This is a genomic window from Glaciecola sp. MF2-115 (assembly GCF_047250385.1).
Taxonomy (GTDB): domain Bacteria; phylum Pseudomonadota; class Gammaproteobacteria; order Enterobacterales; family Alteromonadaceae; genus Glaciecola.
The window spans coordinates 53133-72541 of the sequence record NZ_JBLBVM010000048.1; the positions used below are offsets into that span (position 1 = coordinate 53133).

General features: G+C 41.3%; 16 protein-coding genes. 7 read left to right on the forward strand and 9 right to left on the reverse strand.

The features are described from left to right. Window positions 1–1005 (reverse strand): fatty acid desaturase family protein, encoded by a 1005-nt coding sequence (locus ACKLNX_RS07905; RefSeq protein WP_412971918.1) that lies wholly within the window; start codon window positions 1003–1005, stop codon window positions 1–3. Between the two features lie 124 nt (window positions 1006–1129). Then, window positions 1130–1774 carry a paraquat-inducible protein A gene (locus ACKLNX_RS07910; protein ID WP_412971919.1) on the reverse strand — a complete coding sequence of 215 codons (645 nt, stop codon included), beginning with the start codon at window positions 1772–1774 and terminating at the stop codon, window positions 1130–1132. Between the two features lie 166 nt (window positions 1775–1940). Between ACKLNX_RS07910 and ACKLNX_RS07915 the strand changes: the two genes are divergently transcribed. Continuing rightward, window positions 1941–2801 carry a TraB/GumN family protein gene (locus tag ACKLNX_RS07915; protein ID WP_412971920.1) on the forward strand — a complete coding sequence of 287 codons (861 nt, stop codon included), beginning with the start codon at window positions 1941–1943 and terminating at the stop codon, window positions 2799–2801. A gap of 154 nt (window positions 2802–2955) precedes the next feature. Continuing rightward, window positions 2956–4221 carry a DEAD/DEAH box helicase gene (locus tag ACKLNX_RS07920; protein ID WP_412971921.1) on the forward strand — a complete coding sequence of 422 codons (1266 nt, stop codon included), beginning with the start codon at window positions 2956–2958 and terminating at the stop codon, window positions 4219–4221. Window positions 4222–4427: 206 nt separating this feature from the next. Here ACKLNX_RS07920 and ACKLNX_RS07925 read toward each other — a convergent pair whose 3' ends face one another. The 3 genes from ACKLNX_RS07925 to ACKLNX_RS07935 all read right to left on the reverse strand — a co-directional run bounded on the left by ACKLNX_RS07925 (window position 4428) and on the right by ACKLNX_RS07935 (window position 6095). After that, window positions 4428–5354: a PA2778 family cysteine peptidase gene (locus ACKLNX_RS07925; RefSeq protein WP_412971922.1), complete on the reverse strand. Its 927-nt coding sequence runs from the start codon at window positions 5352–5354 to the stop codon at window positions 4428–4430. 43 nt (window positions 5355–5397) lie between these two features. Continuing rightward, window positions 5398–5778, reverse strand: a complete 381-nt coding sequence (locus ACKLNX_RS07930) for a PA2779 family protein (RefSeq protein WP_412971923.1) — start codon at window positions 5776–5778, stop codon at window positions 5398–5400. Between the two features lie 107 nt (window positions 5779–5885). Beyond that, complete coding sequence (locus ACKLNX_RS07935) at window positions 5886–6095, reverse strand: hypothetical protein (RefSeq protein ID WP_411693365.1); 210 nt, start codon at window positions 6093–6095, stop codon at window positions 5886–5888. Between the two features lie 218 nt (window positions 6096–6313). On the opposite strand from ACKLNX_RS07935, the gene ACKLNX_RS07940 reads away from it, so the two are divergent. The 5 genes from ACKLNX_RS07940 to gdhA all read left to right on the forward strand — a co-directional run bounded on the left by ACKLNX_RS07940 (window position 6314) and on the right by gdhA (window position 14051). Further along, the gene (locus ACKLNX_RS07940) at window positions 6314–7417 is read left to right on the forward strand and encodes a hypothetical protein (RefSeq protein ID WP_412971924.1); all 1104 of its coding nucleotides are present in this window, start codon (window positions 6314–6316) and stop codon (window positions 7415–7417) included. Between the two features lie 124 nt (window positions 7418–7541). Further along, window positions 7542–8585 carry a hypothetical protein gene (locus ACKLNX_RS07945; protein ID WP_411693363.1) on the forward strand — a complete coding sequence of 348 codons (1044 nt, stop codon included), beginning with the start codon at window positions 7542–7544 and terminating at the stop codon, window positions 8583–8585. A 177-nt stretch (window positions 8586–8762) separates the two neighbouring features. Beyond that, on the forward strand, window positions 8763–10919 hold the full coding sequence (locus ACKLNX_RS07950; RefSeq protein ID WP_412971925.1) for a molybdopterin oxidoreductase family protein: 2157 nt from the start codon (window positions 8763–8765) through the stop codon (window positions 10917–10919). 287 nt (window positions 10920–11206) lie between these two features. Next, a complete protein-coding gene (locus tag ACKLNX_RS07955; protein ID WP_412971926.1) occupies window positions 11207–12625 on the forward strand; it encodes an MATE family efflux transporter in 1419 nt (472 codons plus the stop codon). 88 nt (window positions 12626–12713) lie between these two features. Then, on the forward strand, window positions 12714–14051 hold the full coding sequence (gene gdhA / locus ACKLNX_RS07960) for an NADP-specific glutamate dehydrogenase (RefSeq protein ID WP_412971927.1): 1338 nt from the start codon (window positions 12714–12716) through the stop codon (window positions 14049–14051). Between the two features lie 45 nt (window positions 14052–14096). Here gdhA and ACKLNX_RS07965 read toward each other — a convergent pair whose 3' ends face one another. From ACKLNX_RS07965 to cydB, 4 genes are all read right to left on the reverse strand, one after another. Further along, window positions 14097–14906, reverse strand: coding sequence for an HAD family acid phosphatase (locus ACKLNX_RS07965; protein ID WP_412971928.1), 810 nt, complete (start codon window positions 14904–14906; stop codon window positions 14097–14099). Between the two features lie 92 nt (window positions 14907–14998). Beyond that, a complete protein-coding gene (locus ACKLNX_RS07970) occupies window positions 14999–16663 on the reverse strand; it encodes an amino acid ABC transporter ATP-binding/permease protein (RefSeq protein WP_412971929.1) in 1665 nt (554 codons plus the stop codon). After that, complete coding sequence (cydD, locus tag ACKLNX_RS07975) at window positions 16647–18419, reverse strand: thiol reductant ABC exporter subunit CydD (RefSeq protein ID WP_412971930.1); 1773 nt, start codon at window positions 18417–18419, stop codon at window positions 16647–16649. The genes ACKLNX_RS07970 and cydD overlap by 17 nt, the downstream gene beginning before the upstream one ends. Continuing rightward, window positions 18406–19407: a cytochrome d ubiquinol oxidase subunit II gene (cydB, locus tag ACKLNX_RS07980; protein WP_412971931.1), complete on the reverse strand. Its 1002-nt coding sequence runs from the start codon at window positions 19405–19407 to the stop codon at window positions 18406–18408. The genes cydD and cydB overlap by 14 nt, the downstream gene beginning before the upstream one ends. Window positions 19408–19409 lie beyond the last annotated feature (2 nt).

The window sequence follows — 19409 nt, forward strand, 5'->3', positions numbered from 1 at the left end:
CTAGGCGGGGCGAGTTAACTGCTTGATAACGTCTAAATAGCCATTGGCAATTTTAGTCTCACGATAGTAGCCAATTCTAATTAGATATTGATGAAAGTCCTTTAGTTGATAGCAAGGAATGTTGGGACGCAGGTGATGTTCTAAATGATAGTTCACGTAATTGGGAGCTACCGTAAGACGCTCCCACCACCTTGCGTGAGTAGTGCGGGCATGCAAGCGTGGTTCTTTATCTAAAAGGTTTGGTACCGCTGCATGTTCCGCTGCATTCCTAATACGCAAGAATAAAGGGTACACAGTGAAATAGGACATCACCCATAACAAATACAAATTACCATTACCTGAAAGATATAAGCACAGCCATAAAACAACATTACTTAGGACTGGAAGCCATAAACCACTGATCAAATTCTTTATTATTTGCCTAGATGATAAGCCTCTTTTTTGATCTACATTTTTATAAACGAAATCATAACTTACCAAGCCAGCATTCATTTTTAGGGTGGCGTAAAAAGTTTTGATGCCGGTAATCCCAAAAATATCTCGAGCTAGTTTTCTAATAAAGCTAATTCTTGTTACTGGATAATCTTTATAATTGGGATAGTCGGGGTCGTCTTTGCTTCCAGCGTCTTTATGATGTTGCAAGTGATAGGTGCGATATGCATCTAAGTCGGCAATAACAGGTGCGCCGCAAAGAGTTCTACCAACCCAAATGTTGAGGTTCTTATTTTTGAAAAGCATGTAATGCGCAGCTTCATGCATCAAAATAGCGATACCAAGTTGCCTATTCGCCAGCAAAATAATACTGCATAGATATGTTAACCAATGTGGCCAAATAGCTGAAATGATAAAAGCGAATAATATAAGTGCCCAGTTAGCACTGACGAGGGCTAGGCCTTGCCAGTTGGACTTTTTTAAAAACTGTCGAATGTCGGCGTTATTAATCGTTGTATAAAGCTTTCTATCATCCATTTCTTGATACTCTGCACCCGTCTTACTTACAATCAATCTTCCTAATCAATCGTGGCCATTTTAGCTAAAATGCAATGACGTTTCCAAATCTTAATAGGCAAAGGTTTTGCGTTAGCTACCAAAAGGAAGTTCTTTGGTTTTATAGTTTTCGATAGTTAGTCTACTCCTTTTCGATGCTTTTAACCGCATTTTCTGGTGTTTTGTCAACATTTTTTCGTAAGTGGGTGTTTTTAACTAAGTTTATTTCATTGTTAATGGCGCTTAGCATTAGCTGGGAGCCTAATAAAGAAACAAGACAATAAGCCACGAAATAGTAAAAACCGACTCCTACATTCGACATGGTTTGTGTGCTTACTTCAAAGTCTAAAGTTATGCCGAGAAAAGATAGTTCATGAGCCTCGGCACTTTGAGCGTGATTAGTCGAAAGCACCGCTAAGAAAATCGCGACAACAAATACGTCAGCCATTGACCATTTGCCAATTGCCGCGACAAATTTACTTATTTTGTGTTGGTACTCTATATTGTGAGTGAAATATACGCTTGTTATCAGACTGGTCTTCATCAGCGGAATGATCACTGAAAATGTAAATATGAGAATGGCGACAAGAACTCTATCTTCATGAAGCAACTCCTGCACCGTGCCAACTATCGACAACTCTTTGTTAATCAATTCAGATGAAATCGTTGGCCCAGAAAGAAAAACGGCGAGTTCCATATTCAAAGAAAACATAGGCGCTAAAATGCCCGGGACGAAGAGGCCAATAGCAATAACACTTAGCGCAAAACCTACATGTTTTTGAAGCAAATTTGTCTCCTTTTCATATGATGGAGGCGGAATAATTACCCTCATACTAAATTTAGTACGACGATGAGTCACGACTATATTTGTTTCAGGATTTTACGGCAACATATTCAGTGGCGCTAAAATGTCATACTATGTGTTTGTATCGATAACTACCTAATGGATGTTTATGACAATATTTAAAAAACTCGCCTTAGCGGCAATTTTAACACTTCCCCTGTCACTGCAGGCTGCTTCAGTATGGAAAGTGAGTGATGGTAAGAATACCGTGTATTTTGGTGGCACCGTTCACATTTTAAATGCTGATAACTTACCTTTATCTCCGGAGTATGATGAGGCCTACGCCGCTTCAGATAAAGTGATTTTTGAGACAGATATCATGGGGGCGCAAAGCGCTGAGTTCCAGCAAAAGCTGATGTCAAAAATGACATTAAGCGATGGCAGTACATTACAAACTCGATTAAATAAGCAAACTTACGCAGCCTTGAAAGAATATTTAGACTCGAAAGGCATGCCAATTGAGAATTTTCATGCACTAAAACCTTCAATAACGGCGCTGACCATTACTGTGATGGAATACCAGGCAAACGGTTTCGATCAAGAGGGCGTTGACAAAATTTACGCAACGAAAGCCAGCAAAGACGGCAAGGGCATTGAATGGTTTGAATCGATTGATGAGCAAATAGACTTCATTGTTAATTTGGGTGGGGATGATGAAAACGCCATGATCAATTATACCTTGAAGGAAATTGAAACTTTGCCAATGGTAATGGACGACATGCTATTGAGTTGGAAAAATGGTGATTTGGATAGATTGAACGAAACCGTTATTAAAGAAATGGCGTCGAGCTCACCTGTTATCTATGACGATTTAATTGTGAAGCGCAATAATAATTGGATGCCTAAGATCACGAAAATGCTGAAGGATGAGCCAACGGAATTTGTGCTTGTCGGCACAGCTCACTTAGCGGGTAAAGATAGTATTTTCGCTAAACTAAAAGCCCAAGGCTATAAGGTTGAAAAGCTTTAATAGACTAAATCAAAGCCGCATTTATATTGCGGCTTTTTGCTTTCTGCTGTACCCTCTGCCGCCTTAATATCGAATAGCAAATTACATTAAAAATTGCTAGACGATCCCTACTTAACTCTAAGTTAAGTCCTATCAGTTTAAAACGAGTATATGCATGTCATTTGAATCCTTAGGATTATCCCCTCTTATTCTTCAAGCTATTGAAGAAAAAGGCTATAAACAACCTTCACCTATTCAAGAACAAGGTATTCCGGTTGTATTAAACGGCAAGGATGTCATGGCCGCAGCGCAAACAGGTACAGGTAAAACTGCCGCGTTTACATTGCCAATTCTTTCAATGTTTGAGAATTCGAAACCTGCAACATCGAACAATGTAAAGGCGCTAATACTAACGCCAACCCGAGAGTTAGCTGCTCAGATTAACGAGAACATTAGTTTTTATGGCAAACATTTGAACCTGAAGACCCAAGTGGTTTTTGGCGGTGTTGGCATAAACCCACAAATGCAAAAACTCCGCAGAGGCGCTGATATATTAGTGGCGACGCCTGGTCGTTTAATGGACTTGTATCAGCAGAAGGCAGTTAAGTTTTCTGATCTTGAGATATTGGTGCTAGATGAAGCTGATCGCATGTTAGACATGGGCTTTATTCATGACATCAAGAAAATCATGGCCATTCTACCGAAGAAAAGACAAAACCTACTTTTCTCTGCAACATTCTCGGATGATATTCGTAAGTTAGCGAAGACGATTGTAAACAACCCAGTAGAAATTTCGGTGAATCCGAAAAACAGCACAGCAAAAGCGGTTGAACAAGTGATCATTCCGGTAGATAAGACTAATAAGAATGCATTGCTTAGCCATTTGATAGTCGAGAATAATTGGCACCAAGTTTTGGTTTTTTGCCGCACAAAATACGGTGCAGATCGCTTAGCGAAACATTTGAATAAGAAAAACATTACCGCTTCGGCAATTCACGGAAACAAGAGCCAAGGCGCCAGAACAAGAGCATTAGCCGACTTTAAAAGTGGTGCGGTTCAAGTACTTGCTGCGACAGACATTGCAGCTAGAGGAATTGATATCAACGAGCTTCCGCAAATTGTCAATTTTGATCTGCCTAACGTTGCTGAAGATTATGTGCATAGAATTGGTCGTACAGGCCGAGCTGGCGCAGCCGGACATGCTTATAGCTTTGCCACGATAGAAGATAAAAAGAACATCAGTGAAATTCAAAGCTTAATCGGTGAAGTGATAGCAACGGAAGTGATCAAAGGTTTTGAACCCCACGATAAGCTACCGGCTGTAGCACTGAAGCCGTTGAAAGCAAAGCGCCCCAAGAAGCCAAGAAAACCTCGCACAGATGCTCCAAATGGCAATCGCGAAGGTCAAGGCGATAGAAAGAGACAGCCTAGAAGAAAGTAAGCTTGTCTTTAGCAAGCTGAACTACTTAACAAAGTAGGGAAGCAACAGGCCTAGGAAGTATTAAAAATTTTTATATCCTAGGCCGAAGCAAACTGCGATCGATGGCGTTTGGGTTTGGTAACACAAGAAGAACAGCAATCAGCACACAGTGTCCTTATTGAACCTGTTAATGAATTCACTCTCTACTTACCACCAAAGGTGATAAATCAAATTTGAGTTGAAGCGCCACGGATCTGGTGAATTTCCTTTTCAATTTTGGATTTTGTTGCTTTCAGAATAGCCTCATCTTCGAAGCGTGATATCGCACTATTAATTACTTTCAATGCTGTTCCATATTCTTTTATATTTAACAATGCAATGCTGTAATTATTTAAATAGGCTGATTCAAATTGGCCGACCTCCATACCTTGTTCGAACCACTTTACTGACTTCTCGGGTGCTGTTTCAATAAAGTGATTGGCAATCAGAAAGTACGGTAGCCAGTTATTAGGCCATTGCTTAGTAGCGGAAATAAGGAAGCGAATCCCTTTCTGTTCATTTGTGACCGTCAACATGTCATAGGCTGCATTGATGTATATGTAAGGTTTCAGGTGTTGACTGTTTTTTTCAGGAGGTAGAGGTGCTAGCATCCAATACTCACCTCTTCCCCATGTGCGTTCAAATAATTCAAAAGACATAATGTGTTCTGGCGTTAGACCAGTATGCAGAATGAATTTTCTTTTAGGAATGTCGTAACCTATCACCACAGCATAGTGCCATTGTGGAAACCAAGACGTCGAAACATTCTGGAAAACAATCACAGGAATGTCATCACTCACAAGTGAAATGATATCGCTTAGGGTGCCTGTGTCCGTATAGGCAAGGAAACCATGTTGCCTAGCCGCAACGTTCATCTCTACTTTCAGAGTGCCTTCTTGATTGGGGATAAATGTGTTTGGTGCAATCTTCTCAGGACTATCTTGAGTGCCGTAGTAATTGAATACTTCTGACAACGTCGTGGGGCCACAATAAAACTCTTGCTGAGGAAAAAATGGCACTGAAGCGATCAAATGCTCATGAGGCAAACTTTCTAGCATGTTTGCATTAAATGAGTCTGCTTGCGGGGTAGCTTGGCAGCCATAAAAAAGCGCCATGAGTCCTATTAAGAAACTATGGCGCCATGTCTTATTTGTCATACTAGCTATTGATTGGCTCAATAAATGGATATACGTCGGTAACACCAATTAAATCGGTGATGGCCAAAAAGGCTAATATTGTCAAAACTGCACCAACAATCCCGCCAGCTTTTTCTTCGCCTAATTGTTGATTCAGTTGCGTAACTTCTTCATCCGTCATTGCTTGAATGCGCTTAAGTGCATCTTGTGGTTGAACACCAAACGAAAGAAGCTTTTGCTGCACATCGTCTCGGCTTACTAAGCCAATAAGTTTCTGTTTATTGTAATGTGATTCTTGGGCTTGCATAACAGCATCGGAACTGACAATTTGCGCATGCGCCGCAGATGACATTGTTGCCATGGATGTTGCTACGATAAATCCGCTAACTAATAATGTTTTCATTTATCCTCACTTATTAAAATTCACTTATTATCAAAGTACGTAACAAATGTATCTACTTTCGACACCACTGTACACTTTTTGTATTAAAATAGTATCGGTTTTATTAGCTAAGAATGGTATCTCGAAGCACTCGTTTCATTTAAGGGAGCAAGTACCAAATAGAATATCCAAGCGAACCAAGAAACGAATAACATAAGCAATAACCAAGCTACTTTTTCCCCTCCACGGGTGCGAGCAGAAGACATAATCAATATAAATGGCACTAGCCATAGCAATAAAACAAAGCCCCCGATACTAAACATTATAATAAATTCCATGCTGTTAGCTCCTGTTAAATCAATGCATGCTATTAACTTTAGCAATACAAGTTAAATCTAACCATGATGAAATTGTAAGCAATTACTGCGAACAAGCTAGAACGTAATACTTAAGACTATTGTGTTAATTAAATGTAAAAAATATAGATAAAAACTTAACAATCAGGTTTCCATTCTATATAGTAATGGTCTGATGAGCTGAGGTGTGGTCGAATTCGATGAAAAATGCATTCATTGTACTAAGTGTATTATTAATTATCGGTGTGGCTGCAAGTCTCATGTTATTTGGTGCGCCCGAAGAAATTGAAAAGCGCCCAATCGAAAGCACACAAGTTGCAAACATACAGCCGCAGCAGGCAGAATCACCAAAAATACGTCAAGTCCAAACTGATGATTTGCTTATTTCCGATGATTTCCCTTCTGATGATGTCATTTTCCAAGCTCAGTTTTCTCAAATCGCGGATACGTATATGGACACAGCACAGTTTCCTGTTGGCTCGCAACCTATTCGAAACCCGAACGATGTTTACGAACCTGCACCTTTCGAAGACGCGAAGTTTAGTATTCCTTTTCCCATGCAGGGTGGTGGTACTTTAAATGTCAAGGTTGCGCTGAATAAGTTCCAGTATTTTCAAGATGAAACAATTGCTATTCAGTTATCAGTGAAGGGTGCGCCATCTAGCGCTTATGTTGAAGTTGATAGTAAGTTTGCAAGCTCGAAGAAGGACTTACAAACACCCGTAGAGTTAGTAAGTTCAGATGGCTCTTTATTTGTCGGAAGTGTGGATACAGCTAGCGTTTCAGATAGTGAGTTCACACCGGAGATGCTGTTTAAAGCGTTAGTGAAAGTTGATGGGGAAGAATTTTTTATTACTCAAGGATTTCGATATTTTCAATCATCAGCGGATGTTGTCGGTATTGGGCGCGTTGAATCTAATGGCGCAAATTTAGATATACCGGTGAAACTCGACGTTGAAGAGTCAGGGTATTATTTTTTACGCGCAGTGCTTGAAGATGCCGAAACTGCTAAGCCTTTGATATCTTTGCAATCTGAGGCACGTTTATCAAAAGGTTCTCGCAAAATTCTGTTGCAAGCCCATATTCAAGCACTTAAATATTCAGGTTCAGAGGGCCCTTATAACCTGCGAAACATTAATCTCTACAGAGGCGCTGATGATAACGAAGAGTTTGATGTCCCCGGTAAGTCGCTAGAAAAGAGCTATGCAGTGCCTGGTTTTTCTTTCGATCAATTTGACGACGTGAAACATGTCGATCCTATTGCTCTTGAACGTGCGGAATTCCTGAGAAGTTTAGGGAACTAAAGTAGCAACCGTGTTTAGAAAACATAGTAGCTACTGAATAAAAGTTAGTATTTCATAATAAAAATAACATAGTGGGGAAGAGCTGCCCGTTGGTAGTTCGCTACTGTAAACAACGAGGTGAAACATGAAAACAAGAGCACTATTAGTATTGCTATTCGGTATGCTGGCGGGAACAGTTCAGGCCGATATCAACGGTAAACCTGTCATTTTAGTCCATGGATTTCAAATGGATGATCTACAAAACATTCCACCAAATGAAGCTTATTTGAATCAACGATCAATTGATTATTTTGGCGAATTTTGGACACAACGTGCCGACGATCATCATTATTTCTCAAGTGCTGATCGCGTCAGTGGTGGTATCAAAAATCAGTTCAAACGCCATTTTCAAGACTTAGAGAATAATGGTAAATGTGCCCAAGGTTGTATTTGGGTAACTCATTCTACTGGTGATTTAGTGCTTCGAGATGCTCTATCACGATTGGGCCAATGGGGCATTGACCAAAACAGAGTAAAGGTACTAGCTGTAATCGATCTGGCTGGTGCTGGTGGTGGTACTGAGTTAGCAGATTTAGCCGTAACAGTTTCACAAAGCAGCGGATTTATTCAAAGTAGTATTCGTGTTGTAGTGGGCTTATTTCTTGGTTTAGATGTCGTGCCTGAAAACTTAGGTGTCGTAAATGACTTGCGCCCTTCTGCGGCACGCAGCATAGCGCCACAAAACCTCGCCTTCCCTCGTTTACGTTTTGTGGGCACAGGTAGTGCTTTCGCGAGCTTAACTAAACCTTTCATCCAAGGTAGTGATGACAGCGTTGTTCCCTTGCATAGTGCTTGTGGTGCTCGTTACGCAGGTAATTATGAATCTTGTAACAGAAGCATTCGTGTTAATGGCCAACTGAAAAGCAGCCGAGCACCAAGTTCATTAATGTTTAACAACTTTGTTGTATTGATGGGAGAAAGTGCTGACCACTTTGAAGTAATTACCGACGATAGAGCAGGCGGTAATTATGCAACTGTAGTGAATGATGCGACCTTCAATGGCGTGAGAGTTGATTTCGATGACGTCACTGAGCGTAAATGGTGGAGTTGGTTTACTAAAGTTCGCACCCTAAGAAATGGTGACAGAAAGAGTATGTCTCGCCATATTTATGAAACCTTAGATAATTAATACGAACTTCTTAAAAACAGCCTCTTATTCGAGGGGCTGTTCAATTTTCATTCGTTACAAAAACAATCAATGTATCAATAAGCAGCGCGATAAATAAGACATAAATATAGATGATGCTTGTCTATAATTCGCATACCCGCTAATTTATATTCATCAATGACTAATTTGGTATAACTCATGGCTCACTTAAACACTGACATTGAACAAAAACATTACTCCACGTGCACACTTTGTGAGGCTATGTGTGGAATTGAAGTGACGACGAAGGGCAGAGATATCCTATCAATAGTGGGTGATAAGAAAAATCCATTCAGTGAAGGTCATGTGTGCCCAAAAGCAATGGCATTAAAGGACTTGTATGATGATCCTGACCGCATCAAAATGCCTTTGGAAAAAACGGCTGATGGTTGGCAAGAGATCTCATGGGAAACAGCTTTGGATAAAGTTGCGAATGCACTTTACGAAACACAACAAAAGCACGGCATTGAATCTATCGCGACTTACTTAGGCAATCCCAATGCGCACAATATGGGGTCAATTTTGTTTGGCCCGTATTTCTACAAGGCACTTCGCTCACACAATCGCTACTCAGCAACATCCGTTGATCAACTCCCTCATCATATAGTGAGTAGAAAACTATTTGGTCACCAGTCACAAATTCCGATACCAGACATTGATCATACGCAGTATTTTATGATTATTGGTGGAAACCCTTTAGCATCGAACGGCAGTATCATGACCGTCCCTCACATCAAGCGCAGACTTAAGGCCATTCAAGCACGAAATGGCAAGGTCGTTGTCATTGATCCAAAGCAATCTGAAACTGCGGATATGAGCAGTGAACACCATTTTATCAAACCGGGTACCGATGCCTTATTATTACTAGCAATGATCAACACGCTATTTTCAAGTAACAAAGTATCACCGGGAAAACTGCAAGAATTTGCACCTCAGCTAATGGATATTAAGAAGTACACCGCAGCGTACACCGCAGATAAAGTGGCGAATAAAGTAGGCATGACAGCTGAACAAATTGAGCAATTAGTCAGTGATTTTTGTGAAGCAGAGTCAGCGGTTTGCTATGGTCGCATGGGCGCCAGCGTGCAGGTTTTTGGTACCTTAACTCAGTACTTAATTATGTTATTCAACATATTAACGGGTAACTTAGACAAGCGCGGTGGCATGATGTTTACCCAGCCTGCAGCAGACTTACTTCCTCACTCGGGCAGAGGCTCAATGGGTCAATTTCATACACGGGTTAGAAAGCTTCCAGCGTTTGCTGGAGAGTTTCCTGTGTCAGCATTAGCTGAAGAAATGATAACGACCGGAGAGGGACAAATTAAAGCGATGGTAATTGGTGCCGGAAATCCCGTTTTAACTACTCCTAATGGTCAGCAACTGGATGCCGCGTTTGAAAATTTAGACTTTGTTGTGGCAGTCGATTTCTTTATGACCGAAACGACAAGGCATGCGAATATTATTCTTCCGCCAGTGACGGCATTAGAGCGCGATCACTATGATATTGTTTTCCATAACTTCGCAGTAAGAAATAGCGCAAAGTATTCACCTGCCATTTTCCCACCTGAAGAAAACAGCAAAACGGACTGGCAAATTTACCTTGGTTTAGCTGAGCGACTCGACAAATTGAATGGAGTCGCGACTGATAAATATCAACACTTATGGAACAAAACACCCACTGGTGTTGTGGATGATATGTTGAAAATGGGGCTTTATCAGCATGAGGGAAAACCGATAAGTATAGAAACGCTATTGGAGTTACCCCACGGTATAGATTTAGGGCCGTTGCAGAGCGACTTACCTAACGCAATCTATCATCAGGATAAAAAGATCGATTTGAGTTTCGATTACTTTATGGCTGATTTAACGCGGTTAGAAAAACATTTCTTTGAACAGCCAGAGGCGGTTGAAGGTAGTTTGCAATTAATAGGTCGTCGTCATTTAAAAACAAATAATTCGTGGTTGCATAACAGTCAACGTATGGTGAAAGGTACTAATAACGGTTGGTCACGTTGCACAGCTCAAATTCACCCAGATGATGCTGCACAATTCAACATTGACGATAAGCAAATGATCACGGTTAGGTCGCGAGTGGGAGAGATTAGTTTACCAGCAGAAATTACTGAGAAAATCATGCCTGGCGTTATTTCAATTCCACATGGCTGGGGTCACAATAGAAAAGGCATGCGTTGGAAAGTAGCACAGCAACATGCTGGTGTGAGCGTGAATGATTTGACCGATGAGTTGGTGGTAGATGAGCTATCTGGCAACGCAGTGTTAAATGGTGTGCCAGTGTGGATTAGGCCAAGTGCCTAAGCTCATCGTAATACCGTCATTGCGCTAACCTTATTTCCTGCGGATTAATAATCAAGCAACTAAAGCAAGCTTTATAACTACTTCTGTTGCGAATGGTTTTGTTCATTCAAATAGTGTTTATTAACCTAAGAGCGACAATAGCTCCTCACCAAAATAAACCCTAGAAGTATCCCTTAGGGTCTTCTACCTAATCTATTTTTGCTAAATCAACGTAGGATACCTATTAAATTATAACGATAACGTCAGTTGTCGACATTTCAAGAAGAAAGCAGACATGAAGGACTATTTTGGCCAAGTCAACGAAAAAGAAAAGCTCACAGGACGACAACAGTCTAGTTGAAGGGGCCTTGTTGCCTATTATTGCAAGACTCGCGTTACCGATGATTTTTGGCATTATAGCGGTTTTCTCAGTGGCGTTAGTCGACACCTACTTTGTCGGTAAGCTTGGCACTGACCAGCTCGCAGCACTGTCTTTCACTTTTCCAGTAACAATGGCGATAGCTAGTCTATCGAGCGGCTTGGGTGCTGGTGCCTCCTCAGTAGTGTCCAGAGCCATCGGCGCTGATAACAAAGGACAAGCCAAACGTCTGGCTACTGATAGCCTTCTGTTAGCAGTAGTATTGGTAATCACTATCTCAGCAATTGGCTATTTTACGATTAATCCTTTATTTAAGCTGATGGGCGCAACGCAAAAAACACTGCCCTACATTATTCAATACATGGAAATTTGGTATATATCGATGCCATTCCTAGTTATACCAATTGTAGCCAACGCCATTATTAGATCGGTTGGCAATGCACTTTGGCCAAGCTTTATCATGTTTTTTGCAGCGGCCGTTAACATCGCGCTTACGCCAGCCTTAATTTTCGGCATCGGACCAATTCCTGCAATGAATATTGAGGGCGCAGCCATCAGCACTATGATTGCGAGAATTGTAACTTTTATTTTGGCCCTTTATGTCGCTTATTACCGAGAGGAAATTATCGAACTGTGTCGACCAGAATTAGAGGTGTTTAAAGATTCGTGCAAGTCTGTATTGAAAATAGCGTTACCAGCTGGGGCGGGAAGCGTCGTTAATCCCGTTGGCATAGGCATAGTGACCACCATTATCGCGGCCTACGGTTCGGAAACGGTTGCTGCTTTTGGTGTCGCAACCAGAATAGAGTCGTTTGCGTGCATACCTATGCTAGCGCTTTCAGCCTCTATTGGTCCAATTGCTGGACAAAATTGGGGGGCTGGCAATAAACAGCGAGTTATCAAGTCGGTACAGTATTGCTACTTACTTTGTCTGGCTTGGTCAGCGTTAATTGCCGGCGTGTTTTTCGCCTTCGCAGATGTGTTCACGTCATTACTAGCCTCGAACGAAAATGTAGCGGAAGAGGCAACAGTTTATTTGCTTATTGTGGCGGCTAGTTTGGTTGGTTATGGCTTTGTTATTGTGTCATCTGCGACATTTAATTCACTCGGTAAATCGATAAGCGGATTTAGCTACTACGCAGTACGCACTTTTGCACTGTATGTTCCCCTGAGCATGCTTGCTTCCATTTGGTTTGATGAAACGTGGGTCTATATTGGGATAGCGGTCTCCAACCTTGTTTCCGGGGCCTTAGTCGCCACCTATACTTTATTGTGGCTTAAAAAAGCTAAACAAGAAGACTGCCACCCAAACTGGAGCTTGGACTTACTGAGTAGCAGTTCAAACTAACATTTGAACGATAATGCATGCGATTTTCGCTGTATAAACCGGCAGATATTTGCTGGACTATTTCTATAAATGAAAATGAGGATATTTGATGTCATTACTAGAGCGCACCATAAGTTGGTTAGAGGAGAAGAATCCAAACCAAGATGAGTTTTTACAGTCAGCGAAAGAAGTCTGTGAATATATTGTCCCGATTGTTAACGCAAACGAGGACTATAAAGCGCACAATGTTTTACAGCGAATATTAACGCATGATCAAATATTAGAATTCACCGTGACTTGGGAAAACGATAAGGGCTACCCAGAGGTAAACAGAGCATGGCGAGTGCAACATAGCAACGCGCTTGGGCCATACAAAGGTGGAACCCGTTTCCATCCACAGTTGAATATTTCGACACTGAAATTCTTAGCCTTTGAGCAAAGCTTTAAAAACGCGCTAACTCAGCTGACACTGGGGTCAGGGAAAGGGGGATCTGATTTTAATCCGAAAGGGCGCTCAGAGAACGAGATTCGACGTTTCTGCAATGCCTACATGCAAGCAATTTATAAACATATTGGTCCCAATACAGATGTGCCCGCAGGAGATATAAACGTAGGTGACAAAGAGCTTGGCTATATGTTCGGTGAATATCTTCGTCTTGCCAAATCATACGATGGCGCGCTGTCTGGTAAACCCATTGCTTTGGGCGGAAGTTGTTTGCGTGCGCAGGCGACTGGATTCGGTGTTATCTATTTTGTCCAAGAGATGCTTAAGAGCCAAGACAAGCAGATTGACGGGCATAGTGTATTGATCTCTGGTGCCGGCAATGTAGCTTTGCATGCTGCTTTAAAGGCCTTACAACTGGGCGCTAAAGTACTCTCACTATCAAACAGCAGAGGTGTTCTCATTGCTGAAGAGGGCTTGACACAGCAGCATCTTGACTGGTTGTTAGAGGAAGGTAAAAAGGAAACAAACAGTCTGGAAAGCTTAGCTAAGAAAGACGGCTTACTTTACAAGAAAAATGAGTCTCCGTGGTCACTTAAAGCCGATATTGGCATACCTTGCGCTACGCAAAATGAAATTAATGGTGATACTGCTAAGAAGATTGTTAAAAACCTTAGTTTTGGTGTTGTTGAAGGAGCGAACATGCCATGCACACAAGAAGCATCTGACACGCTGCTTAAAAGCAAACTTCATTATGCACCAGGGAAAGCAGCAAATGCAGGTGGCGTCATCGTCTCTGGTTTTGAGATGCAGCAAAATGCAATGATGCGTTATGAGACCGAGGCCGAGCTAGATAAAAAGCTGCAGCAGAAGATGAGCGACATTCATCAAGCGTGTGAGGATGAAAGCAGAGCGCAAGGCAATGACAAAGCTAATTACGTTCAAGGCGCTAATATTGTAGGCTTTAGGCGTCTAGCAGACGCCATCGTTGCCCAAGGATACTAGGTGTTACTTTGCACTTAAGTGTGTTGAAGGGTAAATGTGACTTGATCAATTCCAGGAGCCGTACATCGGATTGGGCAATATAATGATGTCCAGTCCCCAGCGCGGCAGAATACTATCAATATCGGCATTCTCTTGAGTGATATTATTTATATCCTCAATATTGTCTCCAACTTGCATTAGAACAGCTTGCTTGTTTTTCCAAGTCAATGAGGCCTTGTCGGCGCTTGAGTAACAGCTGGCGCTGCCATTAGTAACTTGCTCACGCCGAAGATCTTTATCATTGATGTAATTAACATCGTTTACCGCATCAATATCAGCTTTGGTTCTGCCGATTAAGCAAGTGTTGTTTTCGTTAACTGGTAGGTCGAGAGTTTGTAAATTCTCCCAAGTAAAGCTATCGAGAGCTTTATCTCGATTGGTGATTAATACTAGTTTTCCACCTTTACTAATGACAGTCTCGATAAACTGTTTAGCGCCAGGTACTAAGTTTGCTTTTCTATCTTTTACCCAGTTGTCCCAACTAGTTTTTGAATAGTTGAGCCCATTCATATTTAAATCCACCTGATATTGACTGTTATCCAATACGGTTTCATCTACATCCATGATGACAACCCAAGGTACCTTTGGTGTAGCCTTGTTCATGATAACTTGGCTTGCATCCTTATAAATTTTACGCGTAATAAGCTGGTACTCTTTGCTTTTCACCTGCCATTTTACCGATGACTCTAGGGTTTGAATTTCTTTAGTTGATGGCTTGGGGGGAGCTTCAATCGAGGCTCTAAAAGGAGAGCTGACACAAGCCGCTAGAAAAGTTAGAGCAATTATAATTGCTATGATTTTATTAATTCGTTTCATCATATTTCCGCTAATCGTTTAAATAAACCTTTGAATCTTTAATCTTACTTTTATCTTGGCTATCTATGTATTTTTTGAATATTATTCTGACTTTAATCTCTTTCAACATCTAAGCACTGAGGGTTAAAAACCTCATTGTCATTTAAAAAAGTAGGCTTTTCATGGGTAAGTAAGACTGTCATTCTTTGCAAAATCCATGGCTGTATGTTTTGCCAAATACGTTCAGTCATATCACCGTCCAAGCCGTTAAACGGTTCGTCTAAAATTACGAACTGTGGGCGCCTTAAAAGAATTCGGCAAAGACCAATTCTCCTTGCTTGTCCACCTGATACTTTTCCACCGGTTTCACCCAACCAAGTATTCAATCCTTGTGGTAAGTTTTTAACCCAAGTGTCTAGTTCTACCAACTTTAAAGCTTCCCATATTAGGTTTTCGGAAATCGAACTCATACCTAATGTGAGGTTATAGACAAGTGTACCGGCGAGTATGGCGTTACTTTGCTCCAAGTATGCGATATTTCGATGCCAATCAGTGCACGGGATATCAGCCAGATTAGTCTTTGAATTGAGCACAATTTTGGTGTTCGTTGAATCAAATTTGTCCGTATTTAGCATTAACCTTGCCAAGGAAGATTTCCCCGTTCCCGAGCGACCATAAATAAGGTGAAGTCGTTCGGCTTGTAATGTAAACATAAGCTCACTTTCATGGCTTTTCGGTATGTTTGGGTGTTTAGAGACTCTTACAGAGATTGACTCAACAACTATCTCTTTAGCTTCTACTTTATCACTGTTTCTCATTGCTAAAGGTTTCAATCTATTTGCTGAAAAACTTGTTTTGCCCCAAGCGCTAAATTGACTAGGTAAACTCTGTAATATCTCGGATACGCCAATAAATAACATAACCAACATAACCGCCGTTGGCGCGCTTATTTTCGATGACTCTACCGAATAAAGGCCAATAAAAACCAAAACTGTTATGACCAAACCAAGCGTTATATCTAATAGTAATTGAATGTTTGCCACGCTTTGATTGAAAGCATTCTCAACTTTGTAAAATTCATCTAAACGCTTAAGAATCGGCGCTTCGTGGGCTTGCATGAGGTGTTGAGACTGAAGCACAGTTGCACCTTTTAAATGTTCTATAATGTCGGCTCTTAACTCACTGAGAGTGCGAGATGATGATTCAGCGAAGCCTTTTGTTTTCTTAATGCTGAGAATAATAGTAAAAGCGATGCACAATAGTAAGAAAGCCCCCAGATAAATAGCTAATTCAAACCATATGAAACTTAAGAACAAACTTAGTGTTACTATTAGGAGCGTAGCGACAATAGGAGGAATTGTATAGCGGATCAATATACTATCTAAAGAGTCAAGGTCGGCCGTAAGTTTACTTAACCAATCACTATCGGAAGTGGCTCGCAATTCACTGAAAGGAAGGCTAGAAAGCCCCTTAAATAGGCGTAGCCTGAAAGTCGAAATCAGGCGTAAAATAGTATCGTGGTTATAAATTCTTTCAATGTATCGGCTCAATGTTCTACTTAAAGCAAAAAAGCGAATTCCTGAGCCTGGCAAATACATATCAAATTTAATGAATATTCCAGCGCCAATTGCTACGCCAGTTAACGCCGTTGCCGTAATAAACCAACCAGATAACGCTAACAAACCAATGGCAGAAAGCGCGGTCATGAAAGCCCAAAATACGCCCCAATATAAACGATGGTTTTGGCTTTTAAAAAGTAAATTAAACCAATACTGCATCTTTGCCTTCTTCTATTTTATCGAGGTTGATTTGTATATCAGCGAGAGATTTTAGAGCTGGATCGTGAGTTGCGATAACTAAAATAGTTTTTGTTTTCAGCTCCTTGAGAGCTTCAATAATGTATTGCTTACTGATTAGGTCCAGGCTCGCAGATGGTTCATCTAATAAAACGATAGGTGCAGGATTTAACATGAGTCTAGCTAAGGCAATTCGCTGCATCTGACCACCAGAGAGCCCTTGGCCATGCTCCCCAATAATAGTATTTAGGCCATCATGATTGAGTGTTAATTCACTTGCTAAACCGAGAGAGTGCAGGACATCGAACATGCTTTTTTTGGTAGCGGCGGGCGCCAAAGCAATAAGGTTGTTATAGATGCTGTCATTTTTGATCCACGCGTTTTGAGGCAAGTAAGCAATGGGTACCTTTTCTTTGGGGAAAATATGCAATTCTCCAATTACAGTGGGTATGAAGCCCGCGATAATATTCAACAGAGTTGATTTGCCGCTGCCGGAGCTACCGGTTATGACTAAGGTTTGCCCTGTATTCAATTTAAGTTCAATTTCTTGGCTCATGGGACTCTGCTTCTGATAAGCGATACGTAGCCCGTTTAAATGCAAGGTGTATTGTCTTAAGCTTTGTTCACTAACGTTTGGTGAACTCCCTAGCTTTGGGCTTACTTCTTCGGTGTGGGCCTTACTATGTTCATTTTTATTTGTATCCTTATCTAACGGCTTGTCTTCATTTAGCATTAAAACAAGATTATTAGCAGCTCCTAAAGCACTTGCTCTATCATGATAATATTGAGATAAATTGCGCAGTGGCTGAAAAAATTCAGGAGCCAATATTAAAATAAGTAAGCCGGTAAATAAGCTCAGTTCCTCAGCGGGGCCCCAAGTAATTGCTCCGTATAAAGAAAACCCGATATAAATAGCCAAGCTAGCAATGGCGATACTGGTAAAAAACTCCAGTACGGTAGATGATAGAAAAGCAAGCTTGAGTGTTTTCATTACTATTTTAAGATAGTCATCACTTTGCGCTGCGACTTCCTGAAAAACATCGTCCTCTGCACCTAGTATTTTAATGGTCGAAAGGTGTGTGACACGATCGAGAAAGTGGCCTGCCAATCGTTGTCTGATTGTTGAATATTTTTGGTTAAGACTTTCCGCACCCATACCGATCAAAATCATAAAAACGGGAATAAGTGGAGCGGAAATCAATAATAGTAAAGCGCATAACCAGTTTAAATATGCAACAACTCCTAAAATAAGAAGTGGCGATATGACTACTAGCATTTGTTGTGGCAAGTATCGAGAGAAATAACCGTCCATCGTTTCTACTTCCTCTACCCATTGTGCAGCGGACGCTCCAGCAGATACTTGTTTAATTCGAAGTGGGTTTGAAATGCGCCAATGGAGTAAGAGTTCATTCCGTATAGTGCGCCTAATATTCAAACTGGCTTTTTGTGCAAACTCAGTTTGCATTCGTGTTAACAGTGCTCTACCGATAACCGAGCACACAAATAGTAGCAGCCAGAATTCAATACTTTCGAATGATGCTTCTTCAATGATGAGCTTCTCTGCAGCTAGAGCAAAACTCAACCACTGAACTAGCATCAATACGGTCGACAACGACGCGCTTAATACTGCCATTGAGAGCAGAAAGCGCTGTGATCTCGCGTGGGAATTTAGAAAGTTTCGGCCTGTTTGAGCAGGCCGAATTGTCTCAGTTTGTGTCATCAACTTAGTGGTAACCACCTTCTTTGACTTTCCCTCTAAACACCCAATAAGTCCAACTTGTATAGGCTAATACAATGGGGATAACAAACAGGAATCCTAATAGTAAGAACAGTTGTGAATTGTAGGATGACGCTGCATCGTAAATGGTAAAGTTAGGTGGCACGATATATGGCCATTTACTTACTAGCAAACCAAGGTAGCTGAATAAGAAAATCCCCATAGTTGCTACGAATGGCGTGCCATCTTGTTTCTTTTTCACAGCACGGATAACAATAAAGGAGCAATACAGTGTTAACGCAGGCAAGAGCCATATTAAACTGATGTTATCAAACCAACGAAGCTTCACTCTTTCATCAACGAAAGGTGTGTAAAAGCTGACAATAGCAAAAACGATTAATAGTCCCGCTAGTAGGCGAGGCGTAATCTTGTAGGCCCAATCTTGCAATTCGCCTTCTGTTTTCATGATAAGCCAGGTACTACCTAAAAGCGCATAACCGGCGACTAATCCAAGCCCCGTAATAACCGTGAACGGCGTTAGCCAATCTAACGCTCCACCAGAGTATACGTAGCCTTCGGTTTCGAAACCTTGAATATAGGCACCAACCACTGCGCCTTGTGCAAATGCAGCGACAGTTGAACCAACTGCAAAAGACCAGCTCCATAAATGCTTAGATGTCTTGGCTTTAAAGCGAAATTCAAAAGCGACGCCTCTAAAGATCAGCCCAGCCAGCATCAAAAACACCCCGATATAAAGTGCAGGTAGGAAAATTGAGTAGACCAAAGGGAAAGCGGCTAAAAGTCCTGCTCCTCCCAACACTAACCATGTTTCATTTCCATCCCACACCGGGGCAACAGAATTCATCATGGTGTCGCGGGCTTTCTCATTTGGTGCGAAAGGAAATAGTATCCCTTGCCCCAAATCGAAGCCATCCATTAATACATACATCATCAGTCCAAAACCAATAATACCGGCCCAAATAATGGTTAAATCAAAATGTTGTTCCATGT